The 17,910-nt window shown below is 69.3% G+C and carries 20 protein-coding genes; 13 read left to right on the top strand and 7 right to left on the bottom strand.

The window, feature by feature from the left end; translation table 11 throughout:
* Nucleotides 1-112 precede the first annotated feature (112 nt).
* Nucleotides 113-328: a helix-turn-helix domain-containing protein gene (locus OHA18_RS10615; protein WP_012923942.1), complete on the top strand. Its 216-nt coding sequence runs from the start codon at nucleotides 113-115 to the stop codon at nucleotides 326-328.
* Between the two features lie 46 nt (nucleotides 329-374).
* Here OHA18_RS10615 and OHA18_RS10610 read toward each other — a convergent pair whose 3' ends face one another.
* Nucleotides 375-863, bottom strand: a complete 489-nt coding sequence (locus OHA18_RS10610; RefSeq protein WP_329003790.1) for a MarR family winged helix-turn-helix transcriptional regulator — start codon at nucleotides 861-863, stop codon at nucleotides 375-377.
* A 64-nt stretch (nucleotides 864-927) separates the two neighbouring features.
* Between OHA18_RS10610 and OHA18_RS10605 the strand changes: the two genes are divergently transcribed.
* Nucleotides 928-2,163: an amidohydrolase family protein gene (locus OHA18_RS10605; RefSeq protein ID WP_329003789.1), complete on the top strand. Its 1,236-nt coding sequence runs from the start codon at nucleotides 928-930 to the stop codon at nucleotides 2,161-2,163.
* Here the strand turns inward: OHA18_RS10605 and OHA18_RS10600 are convergent.
* A complete protein-coding gene (locus tag OHA18_RS10600) occupies nucleotides 2,153-3,013 on the bottom strand; it encodes an alpha/beta fold hydrolase (protein WP_329003788.1) in 861 nt (286 codons plus the stop codon). The two genes, OHA18_RS10605 and OHA18_RS10600, sit on opposite strands and share 11 nt — an antisense overlap.
* A gap of 72 nt (nucleotides 3,014-3,085) precedes the next feature.
* Between OHA18_RS10600 and OHA18_RS10595 the strand changes: the two genes are divergently transcribed.
* Nucleotides 3,086-4,882 (top strand): AfsR/SARP family transcriptional regulator, encoded by a 1,797-nt coding sequence (locus tag OHA18_RS10595; RefSeq protein WP_329003786.1) that lies wholly within the window; start codon nucleotides 3,086-3,088, stop codon nucleotides 4,880-4,882.
* Nucleotides 4,883-4,905: 23 nt separating this feature from the next.
* Here the strand turns inward: OHA18_RS10595 and OHA18_RS10590 are convergent, their stop codons facing one another.
* Nucleotides 4,906-5,121, bottom strand: a complete 216-nt coding sequence (locus tag OHA18_RS10590) for a hypothetical protein (RefSeq protein ID WP_329003785.1) — start codon at nucleotides 5,119-5,121, stop codon at nucleotides 4,906-4,908.
* A gap of 103 nt (nucleotides 5,122-5,224) precedes the next feature.
* Between OHA18_RS10590 and OHA18_RS10585 the strand changes: the two genes are divergently transcribed.
* On the top strand, nucleotides 5,225-5,398 hold the full coding sequence (locus tag OHA18_RS10585) for a hypothetical protein (RefSeq protein WP_329003784.1): 174 nt from the start codon (nucleotides 5,225-5,227) through the stop codon (nucleotides 5,396-5,398).
* Here OHA18_RS10585 and OHA18_RS10580 read toward each other — a convergent pair.
* On the bottom strand, nucleotides 5,395-5,877 hold the full coding sequence (locus tag OHA18_RS10580) for a GNAT family N-acetyltransferase (RefSeq protein WP_329003783.1): 483 nt from the start codon (nucleotides 5,875-5,877) through the stop codon (nucleotides 5,395-5,397). The genes OHA18_RS10585 and OHA18_RS10580 overlap by 4 nt on opposite strands.
* 239 nt (nucleotides 5,878-6,116) lie before the next feature.
* Entirely contained in the window at nucleotides 6,117-6,776 is a 660-nt protein-coding gene (locus tag OHA18_RS10575) for a class I SAM-dependent methyltransferase (protein WP_329003782.1), read from the bottom strand.
* A gap of 109 nt (nucleotides 6,777-6,885) precedes the next feature.
* Between OHA18_RS10575 and OHA18_RS10570 the strand changes: the two genes are divergently transcribed.
* The 3 genes from OHA18_RS10570 to OHA18_RS10560 are packed head-to-tail and all read left to right on the top strand — an operon-like array spanning nucleotide 6,886 to nucleotide 9,133.
* Nucleotides 6,886-6,987 (top strand): 30S ribosomal protein bS22, encoded by a 102-nt coding sequence (locus tag OHA18_RS10570; protein WP_008356322.1) that lies wholly within the window; start codon nucleotides 6,886-6,888, stop codon nucleotides 6,985-6,987.
* A 36-nt stretch (nucleotides 6,988-7,023) separates the two neighbouring features.
* Nucleotides 7,024-8,031, top strand: a complete 1,008-nt coding sequence (locus OHA18_RS10565; RefSeq protein ID WP_329003781.1) for an NAD-dependent epimerase/dehydratase family protein — start codon at nucleotides 7,024-7,026, stop codon at nucleotides 8,029-8,031.
* Nucleotides 8,024-9,133 carry a lysophospholipid acyltransferase family protein gene (locus OHA18_RS10560; RefSeq protein WP_329003779.1) on the top strand — a complete coding sequence of 370 codons (1,110 nt, stop codon included), beginning with the start codon at nucleotides 8,024-8,026 and terminating at the stop codon, nucleotides 9,131-9,133. Before OHA18_RS10565 ends, OHA18_RS10560 begins: the two co-directional genes overlap by 8 nt.
* Nucleotides 9,134-9,199: 66 nt before the next feature.
* Here the strand turns inward: OHA18_RS10560 and OHA18_RS10555 are convergent, their stop codons facing one another.
* Nucleotides 9,200-10,306, bottom strand: coding sequence for a DUF5667 domain-containing protein (locus OHA18_RS10555; protein WP_329003778.1), 1,107 nt, complete (start codon nucleotides 10,304-10,306; stop codon nucleotides 9,200-9,202).
* Nucleotides 10,307-10,512: 206 nt separating this feature from the next.
* The gene (locus OHA18_RS10550; protein WP_130384882.1) at nucleotides 10,513-11,055 is read right to left on the bottom strand and encodes a sigma-70 family RNA polymerase sigma factor; all 543 of its coding nucleotides are present in this window, start codon (nucleotides 11,053-11,055) and stop codon (nucleotides 10,513-10,515) included.
* A gap of 390 nt (nucleotides 11,056-11,445) precedes the next feature.
* On the opposite strand from OHA18_RS10550, the gene OHA18_RS10545 reads away from it, so the two are divergent.
* From OHA18_RS10545 to OHA18_RS10520, 6 genes are all read left to right on the top strand, one after another.
* Nucleotides 11,446-12,894, top strand: a complete 1,449-nt coding sequence (locus OHA18_RS10545) for a class I adenylate-forming enzyme family protein (RefSeq protein WP_329003777.1) — start codon at nucleotides 11,446-11,448, stop codon at nucleotides 12,892-12,894.
* The gene (locus tag OHA18_RS10540) at nucleotides 12,891-13,127 is read left to right on the top strand and encodes a glutaredoxin family protein (RefSeq protein WP_329003776.1); all 237 of its coding nucleotides are present in this window, start codon (nucleotides 12,891-12,893) and stop codon (nucleotides 13,125-13,127) included. The genes OHA18_RS10545 and OHA18_RS10540 overlap by 4 nt, the downstream gene beginning before the upstream one ends.
* Before the next feature lie 113 nt (nucleotides 13,128-13,240).
* Complete coding sequence (locus OHA18_RS10535; RefSeq protein ID WP_329003775.1) at nucleotides 13,241-13,996, top strand: redox-sensing transcriptional repressor Rex; 756 nt, start codon at nucleotides 13,241-13,243, stop codon at nucleotides 13,994-13,996.
* A complete protein-coding gene (locus OHA18_RS10530) occupies nucleotides 13,993-15,315 on the top strand; it encodes a glutamyl-tRNA reductase (RefSeq protein WP_329003773.1) in 1,323 nt (440 codons plus the stop codon). The genes OHA18_RS10535 and OHA18_RS10530 overlap by 4 nt, the downstream gene beginning before the upstream one ends.
* Complete coding sequence (gene hemC, locus OHA18_RS10525) at nucleotides 15,312-16,193, top strand: hydroxymethylbilane synthase (RefSeq protein WP_329003772.1); 882 nt, start codon at nucleotides 15,312-15,314, stop codon at nucleotides 16,191-16,193. Before OHA18_RS10530 ends, hemC begins: the two co-directional genes overlap by 4 nt.
* Nucleotides 16,190-17,905 carry a uroporphyrinogen-III synthase gene (locus OHA18_RS10520; RefSeq protein ID WP_329003771.1) on the top strand — a complete coding sequence of 572 codons (1,716 nt, stop codon included), beginning with the start codon at nucleotides 16,190-16,192 and terminating at the stop codon, nucleotides 17,903-17,905. Before hemC ends, OHA18_RS10520 begins: the two co-directional genes overlap by 4 nt.
* The last annotated feature ends 5 nt before the right edge of the window (nucleotides 17,906-17,910 follow it).

The raw sequence follows: 17,910 nt of genomic DNA, 5'->3' as shown, positions 1-17,910 counted from the left end.
GGAGTCCCCCTCTTTCCCATTCGTACCAACAGCCACTACGCTCGTTGCATGCACGGACGGAGGTGCCGGAGGGGAAGCCGGCGCACGATCCGTGCTGGAAGTGCGGTGCGCAATGGCATCAAAGAAGTCCGGTGGTGAGCAGCCGCTCGCCGAGGTGAAGTTCCTGACCGTGGCGGAGGTCGCCACGGCCATGCGCGTGTCCAAGATGACGGTGTACCGGTTGGTGCATTCCGGTGAGCTGCCCGCGGTGCGGGTGGGTCGTTCGTTCCGGGTGTCGGAGGACGCCGTGCACGACTACCTCAAAGGCGCCTTCTTCCAGGCCGGATAACAACGAGAAGCGAAGGGGCCGGATCCGCTACGGACCGGCCCCTTCGTCATGCCTGCGGCCGGAAGAGCGCCCGTAGCGCCTTCGCGGCCTGGTCGACGGCTTCCTCCGGGAGGTCCGCCCAGAGCTTGTGGTGCGCGGCCGAGCTCGCCTTCACGGCCTGCTCCGCAAGGCTGATCCCGGCCGGCGTCAACCGGATCTGCGTCCCGCGTCCGTCGTCGGGATCCGGTTCGCGGACGACGAGTCCACGGCGTACCAACTGATTCGTCACGTTGCTGGTGCCGCCGGACGACAGCAGCAGATTGCGGCTCAGGTCCGACGGCTTCTGCCGGAACGGCGTGCCACCGCGCCGCAGCGAGACGATCACGTCGAACTCGGCCGTCGTCAGGCCGAGGTCGCGCAGCACCCGCCGGGTCGCCTCGTTGAGCTCGCCGGACAGCAGCATGATCCGCTTCGCCAGCTCGCTGCTCGGATAGAGCACCTCCGGCAGCTCCTGCCACCAGGACGCGATCAGCCGGTCCACCGGATCGTCTCTCATGGTTGACATCCTAGAATGCTTTGATGGTAGCTTTCTTCAAAGCTTTCTAGTGAGGGAGATCAATGTGAAGCTTTTGCTCAAGGGTGGGACGGTGGTCGACACCTTCCCGGAGGTGGTCGTCCGGCGGGACACCGACGTACTGATCGAGGACGGGCGGATCGCGGCGGTCGAGCCCGGTCTGGACGTCGATGCGGAGGTGATCGACGCGACCGATCGGATCGTGCTGCCGGGGTTCGTCGACACACATCGGCACCTGTGGCAGACCGCGCTGCGCGGCATCACGGTCGACGACGGCCTCGGGACGTACTTCGAGCGGGTGCTGGGCGGGTTCGGCTCGAGGTTCCGCGCGGAAGATGTTGCGGCCGGCAACCTTGTTGGGGCGCTGGAATGTTTGGATGCCGGGATCACCACGGTCCAGGACTACTCGCACGTGCAGCGGTCGCCCGAGCATGCCGACGCGGCCCTGGATGCCTTGGAGCGCAGCGGGATCCGGGCCGTCTTCGGTTACGGGCCCTCGCCGCTGAGCGGTGGCGCGGTCGACCCGGCCGAGATGCGGCGCATCATCGCGCGTCGGTCCGAGCGCCTCGGTCTCGCCGTCGCGGCGATCGGGCCTTCGTTCGTGCCGTTCGAGACGGTGCAAGCGGACTGGGAGCTCGCGGACTCGCTGGGGGTGCCGGTGGTGGTGCACATCAGCAGCAGTTCGCAGACATCCGACCCGATCACGCAACTGCGCGACGCCGGACTGGCCCGGCCGAACACCCTCTACGTGCACGGCAACAACCTGCCGGACGCCGAGCTGAAGGTGATCGCCGAGACCGGCGCTGCGGTCTCGGTCACGCCGACGGTCGAGGCCCGGATGGAGATGGGTCAGCCGCTCGCCGGCCGGCTCCGCGCGGCCGGGGTCGACTTCAGCCTAGGGATCGATGTCGTGACCACGTCCGGCGGTGACATGTTCCGGGCGATGCACGAGGTGCTTTCTCTTGGCTACAAGACGTTCTCCGCCGCGGACGTGTTGCAGCTGGCCACCCTCGGCGGTGCTCGTGCGCTCGGGCTGCCTGATGTCGGATCGCTTGCCATCGGCAACAAGGCTGACGTCGTGCTGCTGCGCAGTACGGACATCAACCTGGCCGGCGGGCTGCACGATCCGGTCGCGACAGTGGTGACCGCAGCGCATCCGGGCAACGTCGACACGGTGCTGGTCGGAGGCACGCCGGTGAAGCGTGCCGGTCAGCTGGTCAGCACATCAGTGTCCAGCGCGCTTGGTGCGCTAGCCGAGTCGACGGCGTACCTCACCGCCTGAGGAGCGCGCGAATCGCAGTACTGATCTCCTCGGGTGCCTCCTCCGCCATGAAGTGGCCGGCGGTCGTCGTCTGATGCTCCAGATCGGTCGCCCAGGCCTTCCAGAGGGCGGCCGCATCGAAGCCGAGCGCGACGCCCCAGTCCTGCTGGATCACGCTGACAGGCATCCGCAATTTGTTGCCCTGAGCAAGATCGTCTGCGTCCTGCGTGACGTCGATCGTCGCCGAGGCCCGGTAGTCCGCGACGATCGACGGCACCGCCCGCCGCGACGCCTCCAGGTAAACGGACCGCACCTCGGGCGGGATCGCCGCCGGATCGTTCGCCCACAGGTCCAGGAAATACCCGAAGAACTCGTCGGAGGCCGCGGCGATCATCCGCTCGGGCAACCCGGCCGGCTGCGCCATCAGATACAGATGGAACCCCACCGCCGCGCTCGTACCATGCATCACCTCCCACATGTCGAGCGTCGGCAGTACGTCCAAACACATCAGATGCGTGACCACGTCCGGGTGATCAAGCCCGGCCCGAAACGCAACCAACGCCCCTCGGTCATGCCCGACGAGCGCAAACCGCGAATGCCCGAGCTCCCGGGCCACCGCGACAACATCCGCCGCCATGGTTCGCTTCGAGTAATCCCCGTCCGGCTTACCGCTCGCGCCGTACCCACGAAGATCCGGACAGATCACGGAGTACTCCGCCGCAAGCTCACCCGCGACCCGCCGCCACATCAAGTGCGTCTGCGGAAACCCATGCAGCAGCACAACCGGCGTACCGGAACCGCCGCGCGCAACACTCAGCTCGACACCATCCGCGCCGCGAACTCGCAGGTACTCGAATCCTTCAATCTCCATACCCCCGAGCCTTCCGCCCCCGAATGAGCATCGGATGAGCGCGGCGACGACAGCGCCAGCTACGGTGGGTTGGTGGAGTTCGGGGTGCTTGGGTCGGTGCGGGCCTGGGACGGGGAGCCGGTTGATTTGAAGGGGCCGCGGCATCGGGCGGTGTTGGCCCGGTTGATCGTGGCGCGGGGGCGGGTGGTGCCGGCGGGTGTTCTGGTGGATGACTTGTGGATGGATCCGCCGGCGGGCGCGTTGGGTGCGTTGCGGACATTTGTGGCTGCGCTCAGGCGGGCGATCGAGCCGGATCGGCAACCGCGGACACCTGCTCGGTTGCTGGTGACCGAGGGTCCTGGTTATGCACTGCGGACCGAGGCTGTGGATGCGTGGCGGTTCGAGGCGGCTGTGCAGGCGTCGTTGCCGGCGGGGGAGTTGTTGCCCGAACTCCTGGCAGGGCTGGCGTTGTGGCGCGGTCCGGCGTACGCGGAGTTTGCTGATGAGGGGTGGGCGCTGGCCGAGCGTTCACGACTGACCGAGTTGCGCCTGCGGGCGGTGGAGCGGGTCGCGGAGGCGCGGCTGACCTTGGGGCTCGCGGCGGAGGCTGTGCCGGAGCTGGATGCACATGTGACCGAGCATCCGTGGCGCGAGGATGCGTGGCGGTTGCTGGCGTTGGCGCTGTACCGGAGCGAGCGGCAGGGCGACGCTCTGGCCGTACTGCGTCGCGCCCGCGAGAGCCTGGTCGGCCAGCTCGGTGTCGATCCGGGTCCGGCGCTCAGCAGGCTGGAGAGCGACATCCTCAACCAGGCCGCGCATCTCTCGCCGGCCGGGAGCGTGTGGGCGGAGACCACTGCGGCGTACGACCGGGTGGTCGGCGGGACGCGCGCCCGGATCGAGTCGACGGTCGGCCTCCTGCGGAACCTCGCGGTCACCGGTGGCGGCGGGTTGGAGGCCGCTCGTGGACATCGGCTCGCTGCGGTCATGGCGGCCGAGGAGCTCGGTGATCCCGACCTGACGGCGCGAGTCATCGGCGCGTACGACGTACCGGCCATCTGGACGCGGTCCGACGACGAGGCACAGGCAGCGGCGATCGTGGCTGCGGCCGAACGCGTGCTGCCGACGCAGGACCACCCGACCATCCGCGCTCGGCTGCTCGCCACCATCGCGCTCGAGTCGCGTGGTTCGCGAACACCACGTGCTCGTGAGGCGGCGGTCGAGGCGGAGCAGCTCGCGCGCGGTCTGGATGATCCCGCGTTGCTGGCGTTCACGCTGAACGGCGTCTTCATGCAGACCTGCTACCGAGCCGGTCTCGCCTCCGACCGCGACGCCATCGGCGCCGAGCTCGTCACGCTCTCGCAACGCCACAACCTCTTTACTTATGAGGTTCTCGGCCACCTCATCCGACTCCAGTCCGCCTGCGCATGGGCCGACCACGCGCGCGCCGACCAACACGCGGCGGAAGCCGACGAGTTGGCCGCTCGCCATGAGCTTCCTCTCGTGTCCGTCTTCACCCGGTGGTACGCCGCTCTCCGCGACGACACCCCCGAGTCGTACCGCGCGGCAGCTGCCTTGCTCGACGGCGCCGGGATGCCCGGCCTGAGCGCCGGCCTCCTGCCATTGGCGCTGGCCGCCCGTGCGATCCGTCACGACGAGCCGATCCCCGAGGCCGGCTACGGTCCGCATGCCCCGTGGGTCAAGGGATCGCCGAACCCGCCGCCCGGGCTCCTGCTCGAGGCGCACTGGGCGCTGACCGCCCACGCGGCCCGGCAGTCGGGTGATGCGCAGCTGTTGGAGCAGGCACAGGCCGCCCTGGCGCCCGCAGCCGACGAGCACGCGGCCGGGAGCGGCCTGATCACGCTCGGCCCGATCTCGGCGTACCTGCGGTAGAGCCCGATCTCGGCGTACCTGCGTCAGAGGTCGTCGGGTGAGCCGCTCTCGGACTTCCGGTCAGCCTGCTGCCGCAGCTCGTAATGCGACTGGTGCGCGGTCGTCCGGTACGCCTCGTCGTACGCCGCGAGCGCGCCGGCCACCCCGGACCCGTGACCTCGCCGCTTCGCCCACGACGCGAACCAGGTCAGCCCCGCGAGCACCACCACGAGGCCGCCGAGAAACACGAGGGACGCCATCTCAACACGGTACCCGCCATTGCCAGCCGGCTCCCAGGTTCCTTCCAGGACCGTCGCAGGCCGCGCCACCAGGATGGAACCACCAACCTGAAGGAGGCTCCTGATGCCGATCCGAATCGTCAAAACAGTTGCCGTAGGCACCATCGCGACCCTGGGCCTGGCCGCCGTCGCCTTCACCCCTGCCGCCTACGCGAGCACCACCACCCGCACCGCCACCCCGCACCTGGCCGTCCTCACCGAGCCGGTCGTCCAGGTCCCCCTCCGCAAGGCTGCCTAGAGGTCGAGACTCCAGTCGTTGCAGCGCATCCAGTGCCCCTTCGGGTACTCGAAGTCGCGCTCACCGAGCAGCGTGAAGCCGGCCTTCCGGCACAACGCGTTGGACGCGCCGTTCGCCGTCCCGGGGTAGGCGTGCAGCGTCCGATGCGTGCCGGCGGCGGCAGCGACCTTCGCCACCGCGTTCACCGCGGCCGTGGCCAGTCCCCGACCCTGGAACTCCGGCAGGATCGCCCAACCCGTCTCCCAGACGGTCCCGTCGTCCTCGCTGTGCTCCCAGTACCCGATCGACCCGGCCCGCTCGCCGTCGTCGGTGACGATCACGAACATCTGTCCGGCGAACTCGTTCTCGACGTACTTCCGGTGCCGGTCCCGCAACTTCTCGGCCGTCTCCGGCCCGCCCAGGTACGCCGTCATCTCCGCCGTGTTGCACCGCTCGAGCAGCGAGAAGTCCTGCTCGCTCCAAGCATCCAGACTCACCATCCCCGCAGTACACCACCCACCACCGACAGCCTCACGCTGGACGCGATCGGCGCCGAGCTATTGGCCGCGATCGCGACCGCGGCGCAGGGGCTCGGGTACAGCACGCTGCAGCTGTGGACCGGTCAGAGCAACGAGCGGGCACAGCGGCTGGATCGACGGTGCGGCTTCAATCCGACTGGACGCACCAAGCAGCTCGAGAGTGGCGAGCTTGTCCTGCACCTTGCCCGGCCGGTCGCGGTCTAGGGCTTCCGGGCGCGGAAGGCCAAGGCGTGCGGGATGTCGGGGCCGGCGGGCTCCTCGAAGCGTTCGACGGTCAGACCGGACCTGATGATGGCGTTCAGGTACTCCGCCAGTGGCAGGTGACGCATACCGATCCGTCGGCGGATCCCGTCATCACTCCACCAGGGTGACTCGTTGTGCCAGCCGGCCTCGCGGTACGTCGGGTAGGCGGTCCGGCGGCCGTCCTCCTCATAGAGGACATGTGGCCCGTTGAAGCAGGGGTGCACGCCGTACGCGACGAACACCCCGCCCGGGCGCAGTATCCGTGCCGCCTCGAGCAGGACCGCGCCGAAGTCGTCCACGTCTGTCGAGATCCACATCGTGATCACGGTGTCGAAGGACCCGTCGCCGAACGGCAGCGCCGCGGCGTCCCCGTGCAGCAGGGGGCGGTCGGTGCGGGTCCGGGCATGGCTGAGCTGGTCGATGGAGAAGTCCAGCCCGACAATGGTGCGCCCACTGGCCCGGATGGATTCGAAGTTCCGCCCCGTGCCGCGGCCGAGGTCGAGACAAGGCCCCGAGCCGGGGCCGAGCAGCTCCAGCAGGCCGGGTTGGTGTGGCTCCGAACCCTCCACGAACCGCTCTTCGTACCACTCCGCCAGACCGTCGTACCGTGCCCGCATCAAGCCTCCCCAGGTCGTGTCCAGTTTAGTGGAGGAGGCTGCTTTAGGTCTGGACAGTGACCTACGGGTAAGCTTTGCCGACGTTCTCTTTGAGTTTGGATGGTCCGACGTGGGTTCCGTAATCAAGAAGCGCCGCAAGCGTATGGCGAAGAAGAAGCACCGCAAGCTGCTGAAGAAGACGCGGGTGCAGCGCCGCAAGCTCGGCAAGTAGCAGTTCCGCCGCGCCCGGTCCGGCTGGGGGTAGCTCGTGGCACAGGTAGTGATGGTGACCGGCGTCTCGCGAGACGCCGGTGCTCGCTGTGCCCGGAGGCTGGCCGACGACCCGTCGATCGGCACCGTGCTCGGCGTCGACGTGGTCCCGCCACGAGCAGAGCTCGGGCGGGTTCGCTTCGTCCGGGCTGACATCCGCAACCCGGTGATCGCCAAGGTGATCGCCGCCGAGGGCGTCGACACGGTCGTCCACACCGGCGTCGTGGCGACCCCTGGCAGCGCCGGTGGCAGGTCTTCGATGAAGGAGATCAACGTCATCGGCACCATGCAGCTGCTCGCCGCCTGCCAGAAGGCGGCCGGCGTGGCCAAGCTGGTGGTGAAGTCGTCGACCACGGTGTACGGCGCGGGTCCGCGGGATCCGGCCATGTTCACCGAGGAGATGGCGCCGCGGGCGATCCATCACCACGGGCTGAGCAAGGACGCGGTCGAGGTCGAGGGGTACGTGCGCGGCTTCGCCCGGCGCCGCCCCGACGTCTGCGTCACCACGCTCCGGATGGCGAACTGGATCGGCCCCAAGACCGATTCCCCGATGACGCGGTACTTCGCTATGCCCGTCGTACCGACCGTTTTCGGGTACGACGCGCGCCTGCAGTTCCTGCACGAGGACGACGGCGTCGAGGCGATCTGGCGCGCGACCGTCGACGATCTGCCCGGCACGTTCAACCTGGCCGGTGACGGCATGCTCTCCCTGTCCCAGGCGATCCGCCGGCTCGGCCGGCCGACGCTGCGGCTGCCGTCGTTCACCGCATCGAGCACGGCTGCCGCGGTCCGGCGGGCCCGGCTCGCGGACTTCTCACCCGACCAGATCACCTTCCTGACGTACGGGCGAGGTGTGGACACGACCCGGATGCGCTCCGAGTTCGGGTTCGAGCCGAAGTACACGACCGCAGAGGCGTTCGACGACTTCCGTGCTTCGCTCGGCGTCGGCGCGATGGCACGGGTGTCCAGCCTGCTCGGCGCGGGGCTGGGAGCGTTGCGTGGCTGACGCAGACGTGATCCCGATCGGCTCCGGCGGTCGGCCCGGGCGGGGGAGCGGACGCCGTACGACGCCGTCCGCCGCTGCCCGCGCGCTCGCCGGCCCAGGCGGCCGCGCGAAGAGGACCGGCCGGACCAGAGCAGGCGGTGAAGACGTCGGCGTCGCGGGTGCCGACACGCCGATCGAATCGGTCGGCCAAGTACCGGATGTCGACGGACCTGACCTCTCGGGGCTGGATTTCGGCCGGCTGGAGCGGGTCGTGCGGGAGTTGTTCGGCGAGGACGGCGAGCGCCGGGTCGCCGAGTGGCTGGCCTTCCTGCGCCGGCGGCTGAGCGGGGACTACCAGCTCGACGAGTTCGGTTACGACTCCGACCTGACCGACCAGGTGCTGCTGCCGATGCTGCGCCCGCTGGTGGAGAAGTGGTTCCGCGTCGAGGTGCGGGGCATCGAGAACATCCCGACCGACGGCAGCGCGCTGATCGTCGCGAACCACTCCGGCACGATGCCGATCGACGGACTGGTGACCCAGGTCGTCGTCGCGGACCACACTGGACGGCCGCTGCGCACGCTCGCGGCGGACCTGGTGTTCCAGACGCCGTTCGTCGGCGAGCTGTCCCGCAAGGGCGGCGCGACGCTGGCGAACAACGACGACGCCGAGCGGCTGCTCCGCCAGGGGAACCTGGTCGGTGTCTGGCCGGAAGGGTTCAAGGGACTCGGCAAGCCGTTCGCCGAGCGGTACAAGCTGCAGCGCTTCGGGCGGGGCGGCTTCGTCAGCGCCGCGATGCGGACCGGCGTACCGATCGTCCCGTGCTCGATCGTCGGCGCCGAGGAGATCTATCCGCTGGTCGGCAACATCGCCTCGCTGGCGCGGCTGCTCGGCGTCCCGTACATCCCGATCACGCCGTTCTTCCCGCTGCTCGGCCCGCTCGGGCTGATCCCGCTGCCGTCCAAGTGGCTGATCGAGTTCGGCGAGCCGATCCGCACCGACGACTTCGCCGACGGCGCCCCCGACGACCCGATGCTGGTCTTCAACGTCACCGACCAGGTCCGCGAAACCATCCAGCAGACCCTCTACACCCTGCTGATGCAACGCCGCAGTGTCTTCTTCTAGGACGAACGCACGACACGAAGAAGCCCGGCACACAGACTGTGTGCCGGGCTTCTTGCTGCTCAGGACCTACTTCCAGGGCGGAAGCAGGGTCTGGATGATCCCTGGCAGATCGATCAGCGGCGTGGTCGGGAACGGCCACGGCCAGGACGGAGTGGTCGGGGTCAGCGAAGGCAGCACGGTGGGCGTCGCAATCGGCGAGTTCGACGACGACGGCCGGGGTGGCGTCTTCAGGATCGTCGGCGGCGGGGCCGTTGACTCGACGATCGTGGTGTTCGGAATCTGGGTCGGCGACGTGCTCGGCTGGAGCGTGGTCGACGCGCCGGGTGTCGGGATGGTCGAGGACGCTTGGGTGCTCGTCCCCGGCTTGGCCGGATCGCTCGGCTCGCCGTTGCCGGGTGTCGTCCGGTTCGGCTTGCTGGTGGTGCCGCCGGTGTTGGCCGACTTCGGCGCCGCGCACTTCGGGCAGGCTGCCGTCGTGTGCTGCGCCAGCTGCTCGATCGTCGCCAGCGCCTCCACTCCGGACTTCAGCGACTCCGGCGGGAGTTTCGGCGCCAGCCCCACAAGAGCCTGGCGGGCGCTGGTGATGAAGGCTGTGATCGCGCTGATCGAACTCTCGTCGCCGTCCTGCTGGTACGACGCGACCAATCGGGACACGCCCTTGCGGGACTGCGCCGAGAAGTCGTCCAGCGTCGCGTTGATCGTGCCCACCGAACCGCCGTTGTCGGCGAGCTGGCGGACTTCGGACAGTCGGGTCATAGCGTGCTCGAGGTCGCGCCGGCCGCGTGAGTCGTCCCCGACGCTCACATTGGTCGACACGTTCTCGATGCTGCGCTTCATTCCGTACAAGGTGTCGCCGGGCATCGCCTGCTGAGCGGCGGCGGCGGAACCGATGCCACCTCCGAGCATGACGAGCGCGGCGGTACTCGCCACAAGCCGGATCCTCCGGCCCTGGCGACGGCGGATATCTGTCACGGACGCGCCAACGTCCTCGCTACCCGGCGGGTCGTCCGAGTCGTCCGGTGCGCTGCGCACCATCAGCGGAGTAGCAGTGGTCGCCGCGCGCGCCGCCGCCTGCTCCAGCAGACGGTGCCGCAACTCGGCACTGAACTCCGGTCGCGGTGCAACTGCGCCGGCGGTCCTCAGCCGTCCGACCAGCTCCACAGCTTCCAGCAACTCGGGGTCATCGCTCAGTCGCGCGGAGTGACGGGGCCCGTGATCGACGGCGTGCGCGAATGACTCCGCGCGCGCTCGAGCCCTGTGTAGGTCACTCATGAGTTCTCGTTCTCCTCAATGGCCGGTCGGGGTTACCGACAGGTCCTCATGAAGAGGAACGAGGAAACTCGCTGACGGGTTACGAAAGACATTCGTTGTCATCCGCCTCATCTCAAGTCCTTGGGGATAACCTTCGCCAAGTGCCTCACGGCCCTCAGTTGCAGTTGCTTGACGGCGCCCTCCGACTTCTCGAGCGCCTTGGCCGTTTCCGCGATCGACAGGCCGGCGAAGAACCGCATCGTCAGGCAGTCGCGCTGCTCGTCCGGCAGACCCGCGACGGCGTCCCGCAGGACCTCCGCGGTGGCGGCGGCGAGGACGTCGATCTCCGGACCTTCGGTCTGCCGGTCGTGGGTCTCGATCTCGTCGGTGACCACCTCGAGCCGGACCCGGCCGGACTTGTAGTGGTCGGTGATCAGGTTCCGGGCGATCGTCACCAGCCAGGCGCCGAAGTCCCGGCCCTGCCAGCGGAACGAGTCCAGCGCGCGCAGCGCCCGGACGAAGGTCTCACTGGTCAGGTCCTCCGCGAGTGCCGACGAGGACACCCGCGCGTAGATGTAGCGATAGACGGTGAGCGAGTACTCGTCGTACAGCTCACCGAAGGCACCGACGTCCCCGGCCTGGGCGCGATCGACGAGCTCCGCACGTCTCATCCCGTCCGGGCTTGGCTCCGGCGTGGTCAAGTTTTCTCCCCGTTCAACTGACACGTCTTCTGACACATCCGCGAATGGCCACAAAGGCTGAGACAGGACAGAGCGTTACTGGTTGAACGCACACTGTCAACAGCCTGAGGCGTGCCGCCTTCCGTCCGGTCTGGTCGTCACGAATGCGCCAGCGGACTGCGTCCGTGGTCGGAGCAGCCTGCTGTCGGGGATGGTGCATCGCGCATGAGGTTCCCCGCGCGGCCGGGTTTCTGCAGTGTGAGGTTCAGCAGAAGCGCGTCCGCGAAGTCACCTGTATATCGGTGGTCACGCTCTGCTGCAACCGTTCTGCGCAAGCCGGTTGAAAGTCGGTGGCCCCTGTGGCCGTGACAGACTCGCCTGGTGAACGTGAATTTCGCGGACGTTCTTCGTGACACAGCGCAACGGCACGGCGAGCGTCCCGCGCTGGTCGACGGGGACCGGCGGCTGACCTGGCGCGAGCTCGACCGGGCCGTCGACCGGACCGCGCAGGGGTTCGCCGCGGCCGGTCTGGTGCCCGGGTACCGAGTCCTGCTCCTGGTGGCCAACAGCATCGAGTTCGTCACGTCCTACCTGGGCATTCTCCGCGCCGGGCTGGTCGCCGTACCGCTGAACACCGGGCTCACCAAGCCCGAGATCGCGACCGTCGCGGCGCACTCCGGGGCCCGCCTCGCGGTGGCCGGACCGGGCCTCGCGGATCGGGTCGAGGGCGTCCGGACGGTGGCGCCGGGCCAGCTCGAAGGTGACGCTCCGTTACCGCCGCCGATCGATCCCGAGGCGCTCGCGGTGCTGCTGTACACGTCCGGAACCAGTGGAGATCCGCGCGCCGCGATGCTCACTCACCGGGCACTCGCGGCGAATGTGCAGAACCTCACCGAGCTCGGCGAGGACCGGATGGGGCCCGAGGACGTGGTTCTCGGGGTGCTGCCGATGTTCCACGCCTTCGGTCTGAACGCCGTCCTGGGCTGGGCCGTCGCGACCGGCGCCGCGCTGGTCGTCGAGCAGCGGTTCGACCCGGAGCAGACCGTCGACCTGGTCGGCAAGTACGGCGTGACGCGGCTGCCGCTCGCCCCGCCGGCGCTGCATACCCTGCTGAGCCGGTCGGACCTGATCGATGCCTTCCGGTCGGTGAAGGTCGTGCTGACCGGTGCATCGGCCCTGGACCCTGCGCTCGCGGCCCGCTTCGAGCAGGCCAGCGGCCTGTATGTGCACCAGGGGTACGGCCTGACCGAGGCGTCCCCAGGTGTCACCACGACGCTGGGCGAGGCTGAACCGAAGCCCGGCTCGGTCGGCCGCCCGCTGCCGAACGTCGAGCTCCGGATCGCCGACGAGCAGGGCGAGGACGTCGAGGGCGACGACCCGGGCGAGATCCTGATCCGCGGCCGCAACCTGTTCTCCGGCTACTGGCCGGACGGTGTGGACGGCCCCGACGCCGAAGGCTGGTACCGGACCGGTGACGTCGGGTACCTGGACCCGGACGGCGACCTGTTCCTGGTCGACCGGTTGCGGGAGCTGATCATCGTGTCCGGGTTCAACGTGTTCCCGAGCGAGGTCGAGGACGTGCTGGTTGCGGCTCCCGGCGTGCGGGAGGCCGCGGTCATCGGCACGCCGTCCGAGGAGACCGGCGAGGCGGTGAAGGCGTTCGTCGTACCGTTGCCGGACGCCACGATCGATGTCTCGGCGGTCCGTGAGTACGCCGAGGGGCGGCTGGCGCGGTTCAAGTGCCCGGTCGAGATCGAAGTGGTGGACCAGTTGCCCCACTCGGTCACGGGCAAGGTCGCCAAGGGTCGCCTGCGCGAGGCGGGCCGATGAGCCGGGTCACGATGTACGGCAAGCCCGGTTGTCACCTCTGCGACGACGCCCGGGAGATCATCCGCGCGGTCTGCGCCGAGCTCGGCGTGCAGTGGACCGAGGTCGACATCACGCAGGATGACCAGCTGTTCACGCAGTACGGCGAACAGATCCCGGTCACGTTCGTGGACGGGAAGCAGCACGACTTCTGGCGGGTGGACCCGGCGAGGCTCAGGAAGGCCTTGACAAGTTAGGGCGTGTCTCGCAGGTCACCCTCGCCGATTTTGTTCTCACGTTCACAAGCTCCTAGAGTAAGAACCGCCGCCGGCCGTCAGACCGCGGTGAACCAACCGCTCCCAGGAGAATTGTGACGCGTGCCAGCAGCCGTCGCCCCGGCCCGCCGACGAGAACCGAACGCGGCATCCCCGAGGCGACTGTCGCGCGCTTGCCGGTCTACCTGCGGGCCTTGACCGCGCTCTCGGACAGCGGCATCGCGACCGCGTCGAGCGAGGATCTGGCGACCGCGGCCGGCGTGAACTCGGCCAAGCTCCGCAAGGACCTGTCCTACCTGGGGTCGTACGGCACCCGCGGCGTCGGGTACGACGTCGAGTACCTGCGCTACCAGATCGCCCGCGAGATCGGCGTCACCCAGGACTGGGCCGTGGTCATCGTCGGGATCGGAAACCTGGGCCACGCGCTGGCGAACTACTCCGGCTTCGGCACCCGCGGCTTCCGCATCGTCGCCCTGCTGGACGCCGACCCGAAGCTGGTCGGCGAGCGGATCGGTGACATGGAGGTCCGCGACTTCGCCGAGCTCGAGGACATCGTCGAGCGCGACCGGGTCTCGATCGGCGTCATCACCACCCCCGCCGGCCCGGCCCAGGAGGTCTGCGACCGGCTGGTCGCCGCCGGCGTCACCAGCATCCTGAATTTCGCGCCCGTCGTGCTGTCCGTGCCCGACGGCGTCGACATCCGCAAGGTGGACCTCTCGATCGAGTTGCAGATCCTGGCGTACCACGAACAACGAAAGTCCGGAGAGGCGGCGCTCCCCCAGGTGCCCGAACTACCAGCGATGAACGGTCTGACGGATCTCCCGAGCGTTGGAGGAGGTGTCGGCGCGTGAGCTACTTGGTCGTCGGCATCAGTCATCGTTCCGCTGACATCAACGTCCTCGAGCGGGTGGCGCTCGACGCGGACGCCGCGACCAAGCTGGCCCTGGCCGTGAAGCAGACGCCGGCCGTGGCCGAGTCCGCAGTGCTCGCGACCTGCAACCGCACCGAGGTCTACGCGACCGTCGACCGGTTCCACGCCGGGATGGACGAGGTCACCGCGATCCTGGCCGACGTCACCGGCGTACCGCTGCTGGATCTGGCCGAGCACCTGTACGTGCATTTCGAGGAAGGTTCGGTCGCGCACCTGTTCCAGGTCGCGGTCGGGCTGGACTCGATGATCGTCGGCGAGAGCCAGATCCTCGGCCAGGTCAAGGAGACGCTGCGCGTCGGCCAGGACCTGGAGACGATCGGCACCGACCTGAATGCCCTGTTCCAGCACGCTTTGCGGGTCGGCAAGCGGGCCCGGACCGAGACCGGTATCGACTCCGCCGGCCGCTCGGTCGTCTCGGCCGGCCTGGACGCGGTCGGTGGGTTCGAAGACCGCCGGGCGCTGGTCGTCGGCGCCGGCTCGATGGCCTCGCTGGCCGCTCAGACCCTGATCAACGGTGGCGCCAAGAGCGTGACCATTGCCAACCGCAACTACGACCGCGCGGTCACGCTGACCGATCGCATCGGCGGTACGGCGATCCGCCTGGCCGACGTACCGGATGCGTTGCACGACGCCGACCTGATCGTGTCGTGCACCGGCGCCCGCGGCGTCGTACTGACCGAAGAGATGATCCGAAACGCGACGGACGGGCGGCCGCTCGGCGTGCTCGACGTCGCCTTGCCGCGGGACGTCGCGCCCGAGGTGGTCCGGATCCCCGGTGTCACGCTGGTCACCCTCGCCGACCTCGCCGGTACGGCGGGCGGCAGCGAGGCGGACATCGACGAGGTACGGCGGATCGTCCACGAGGAGACCGGAGCGTTCGAGGCGACCCGCCGGGCCGCTTCGGTCGCGCCGACCGTGGTCGCGCTGCGGACGATGGCGACCGAACTGGTCGACTCCGAGCTGGCCCGCCTGGACCGCCGGCTGCCCGATCTCGACGAGCACCAGCGGCACGAGGTCGCACGGACCATCCGCCGCGTCGTCGACAAGGTGCTGCACAAGCCGACGGTCCGGGTCAAAGAGCTCGGCGGTGACCCCGGCGGCCCGACGTACGCCGATGCACTGCGGGAGCTGTTCGCGCTCGACCAGGCAACAGTGGACGCGGTGACAGCGGCCAAGTCTCCCGAGGAGACCAGCAAGACACCCGCGGACGCCCGGCACAGCGGAGGTGAGCAGGCATGATCCGGCTCGGGACCCGCCGCTCCGCGCTCGCGACCGCGCAGTCGACCCTCGTCGCGGACCAGCTGCGCGCGCTCGGCCATGAGGTCGAGCTCGCGCTGATCACCACCACCGGCGACGTGAACCGCGCCCCGGTCGAGCAGATCGGCGGCACCGGCATCTTCGTCAGCGCACTGCGCGACGCGTTGCTGGCCGGCGAGATCGACATCGCGGTGCATTCGCTGAAGGACCTGCCGACCGCGCCGGTCGACGGTCTGACGCTCGGCGCCATCCCGCTGCGCGAGGACCCGCGCGACGTACTCATCGCCCGCGACGGGCTGACCCTCGGCGAGCTGCCGCGCGGTTCGGTGATCGGCACCGGGGCTGCGCGCCGCGTCTCGCAGATCGACGCGCTCGGCCTGGGCGTCGAGTGCACCGGAGTCCGCGGCAACGTGGACACCCGGATCGCACTCGTCACCGACGGCAAGCTGGACGCGGTGGTGGTCGCGAGGGCAGGGGTGTCCCGGCTGGGACGACTCGCCGAGGTGACCGAGACGCTCGACCCGATCCAGATGCTGCCCGCACCTGGGCAAGGCGCGCTGGCCATCGAGTGCCGGTCGGCCGACGCCGAGGCGCTGGCCGCGCTGGCTCCACTCGAGGACCCGTCCACCCGCGCAGCGGTGACGGCGGAGCGGCAGATGATGGCCACGCTCGAAGCGGGGTGCACGGCCCCGGTCGGCGCGCTCGCCGAGGTGGTCGAGGGCGAGGACGGCCCGGAGCTGTGGCTGCGGGGCGCGCTCGGCCAGGAGGACGGCGTACGACGGCTCTCCGCGAACGGGCCGGTGGACGACCCGGTGTCCCTGGGCAGGACGCTGGCGAACGAACTGCTGGAGCGAACATGACACCGGCACAGGGCACTACGACGGCGGCCCACAAGACGAGCAGGAAAACGACGAGGGCGAAGGCAGACGTGAGCGCGAAGACAGCGGCCACCGCAGCACCTCAGAAGGCTGCGACCAGTACAGTCAAGCAGACCAGACCAGTCGGCCACGTGACGTTCGTCGGCGTCGGCCCCGGTGACCCCGCACTGCTGACGCTGGCCGGCCGTGACGTGCTCGCCAACGCCGATGCGGTTGTTGTCGAGGGCCCCGAACACGACGCGTTCCTGACCTACTGCAAGCCAGGCGTCGAGGTCATCGACGGCTCCGGCGCCGAGGGCAGCCGGGCGCTGCGGATCGCGGCCCGGGCCCGGCTGGTGGTGAAGACCGCCAAGTCCGCCGCGAACGTCGTCCGCCTGCTGACCGGCGACCCGTTCACCTTCTCCAGCGGCGCCGAGGAGGCCGCCGCGTGCAAGAAGGCGGGCATCGGATTCAACGTCGTTCCGGGCGTGAGCGAGGTGAGCGCGGTTCCGACGTACGCCGGGATCCCGCTGACGATGAAGGGCGACCGCGAGGTCACCGTCATCGACCTGGCCGAGAACAAGCTCGACCTGACCCGGCTGCACCCGAAGCAGACCCTCGTCCTGCTCAACGGTGTCGAGGTGTTGAAGGACACCGTCGCCGCGCTGGTCGAGGCCGGCTTCGACCCGTGCACCCCGGTCGCGCTGACGGTCGGTGGTACGACGACCGCGCAGACCAGTGTGGTCGGGACGCTGGAGACGATCGTCACCGACCTGCGCGCGGCGAAGGTGACCGGCGAGGCCGTCATCGTCGTCGGCACGGTCGTCGAGCAGCGCGAGGCGCTGTCCTGGTTCGAGACCAAGCCGTTGTTCGGCTGGCGGATCCTGGTGCCGCGCACCAAGGACCAGGCCGGTCCGCTGATGGATCGCCTGCGTCGGTACGGCGCGATGCCGGAAGAGGTGCCGACCATCTCGGTCGAGCCGCCGCGCAACCCGCAGCAGATGGACAAGGCGATCCGCGGTCTGGTCGAAGGACGCTACGAATGGGTCGCGTTCACCTCGGTCAACGCGGTGAAGGCGGTCCGGGAGAAGTTCGACGAGTACGGGCTGGACGCGCGGGCGTTTTCCGGGCTGAAGATCGCAGCCGTCGGCGACAAGACTGCCGAAGCGATCGGTGCCTGGGGCATCCGTCCGGACCTGGTCCCGTCCGGCGAGCAGTCCGCGGCCGGCCTGGTCGAGGACTGGCCGCCGTTCGACGAGGTCCTGGACCCGATCAACCGGGTCTTCCTGCCGCGTGCGGACATCGCCACCGAGACACTCGTTGCCGGACTCACCGATCTCGGCTGGGAGGTCGACGACGTCACGGCGTACCGGACCGTCCGGGCCGCTCCGCCGCCCGCGCCGACCCGCGAGGCGATCAAGTCCGGCAAGTTCGACGCGGTCGTGTTCACCTCGTCCTCGACCGTGCGGAACCTGGTCGGCATCGCCGGCAAGCCGCACGCGTCGACCGTGATCGCGGTGATCGGCCCGGCCACGCTGAAGACCGCCGAGGAGCACGGCCTGCGCGTCGACGCGATGGCCGAGTCGCCGTCGGTCGAGGAGCTGGCCGACGCCCTCGCCCGGTTCGGTGCGGACCGGCGTGACACCATGGTCGAGGCCGGGGAGCCGGTCACCCGTCCGTCCGAACGTCGTTCGGGCTCTCGTCGAAAGAGCTGATCTCG

The organism is Kribbella sp. NBC_00709, assembly GCF_036226565.1.
Classification (GTDB): domain Bacteria; phylum Actinomycetota; class Actinomycetes; order Propionibacteriales; family Kribbellaceae; genus Kribbella.
The sequence above is the reverse complement of the archived record's forward strand: the minus strand, read 5'-3'. Positions and strand labels throughout refer to the sequence as shown.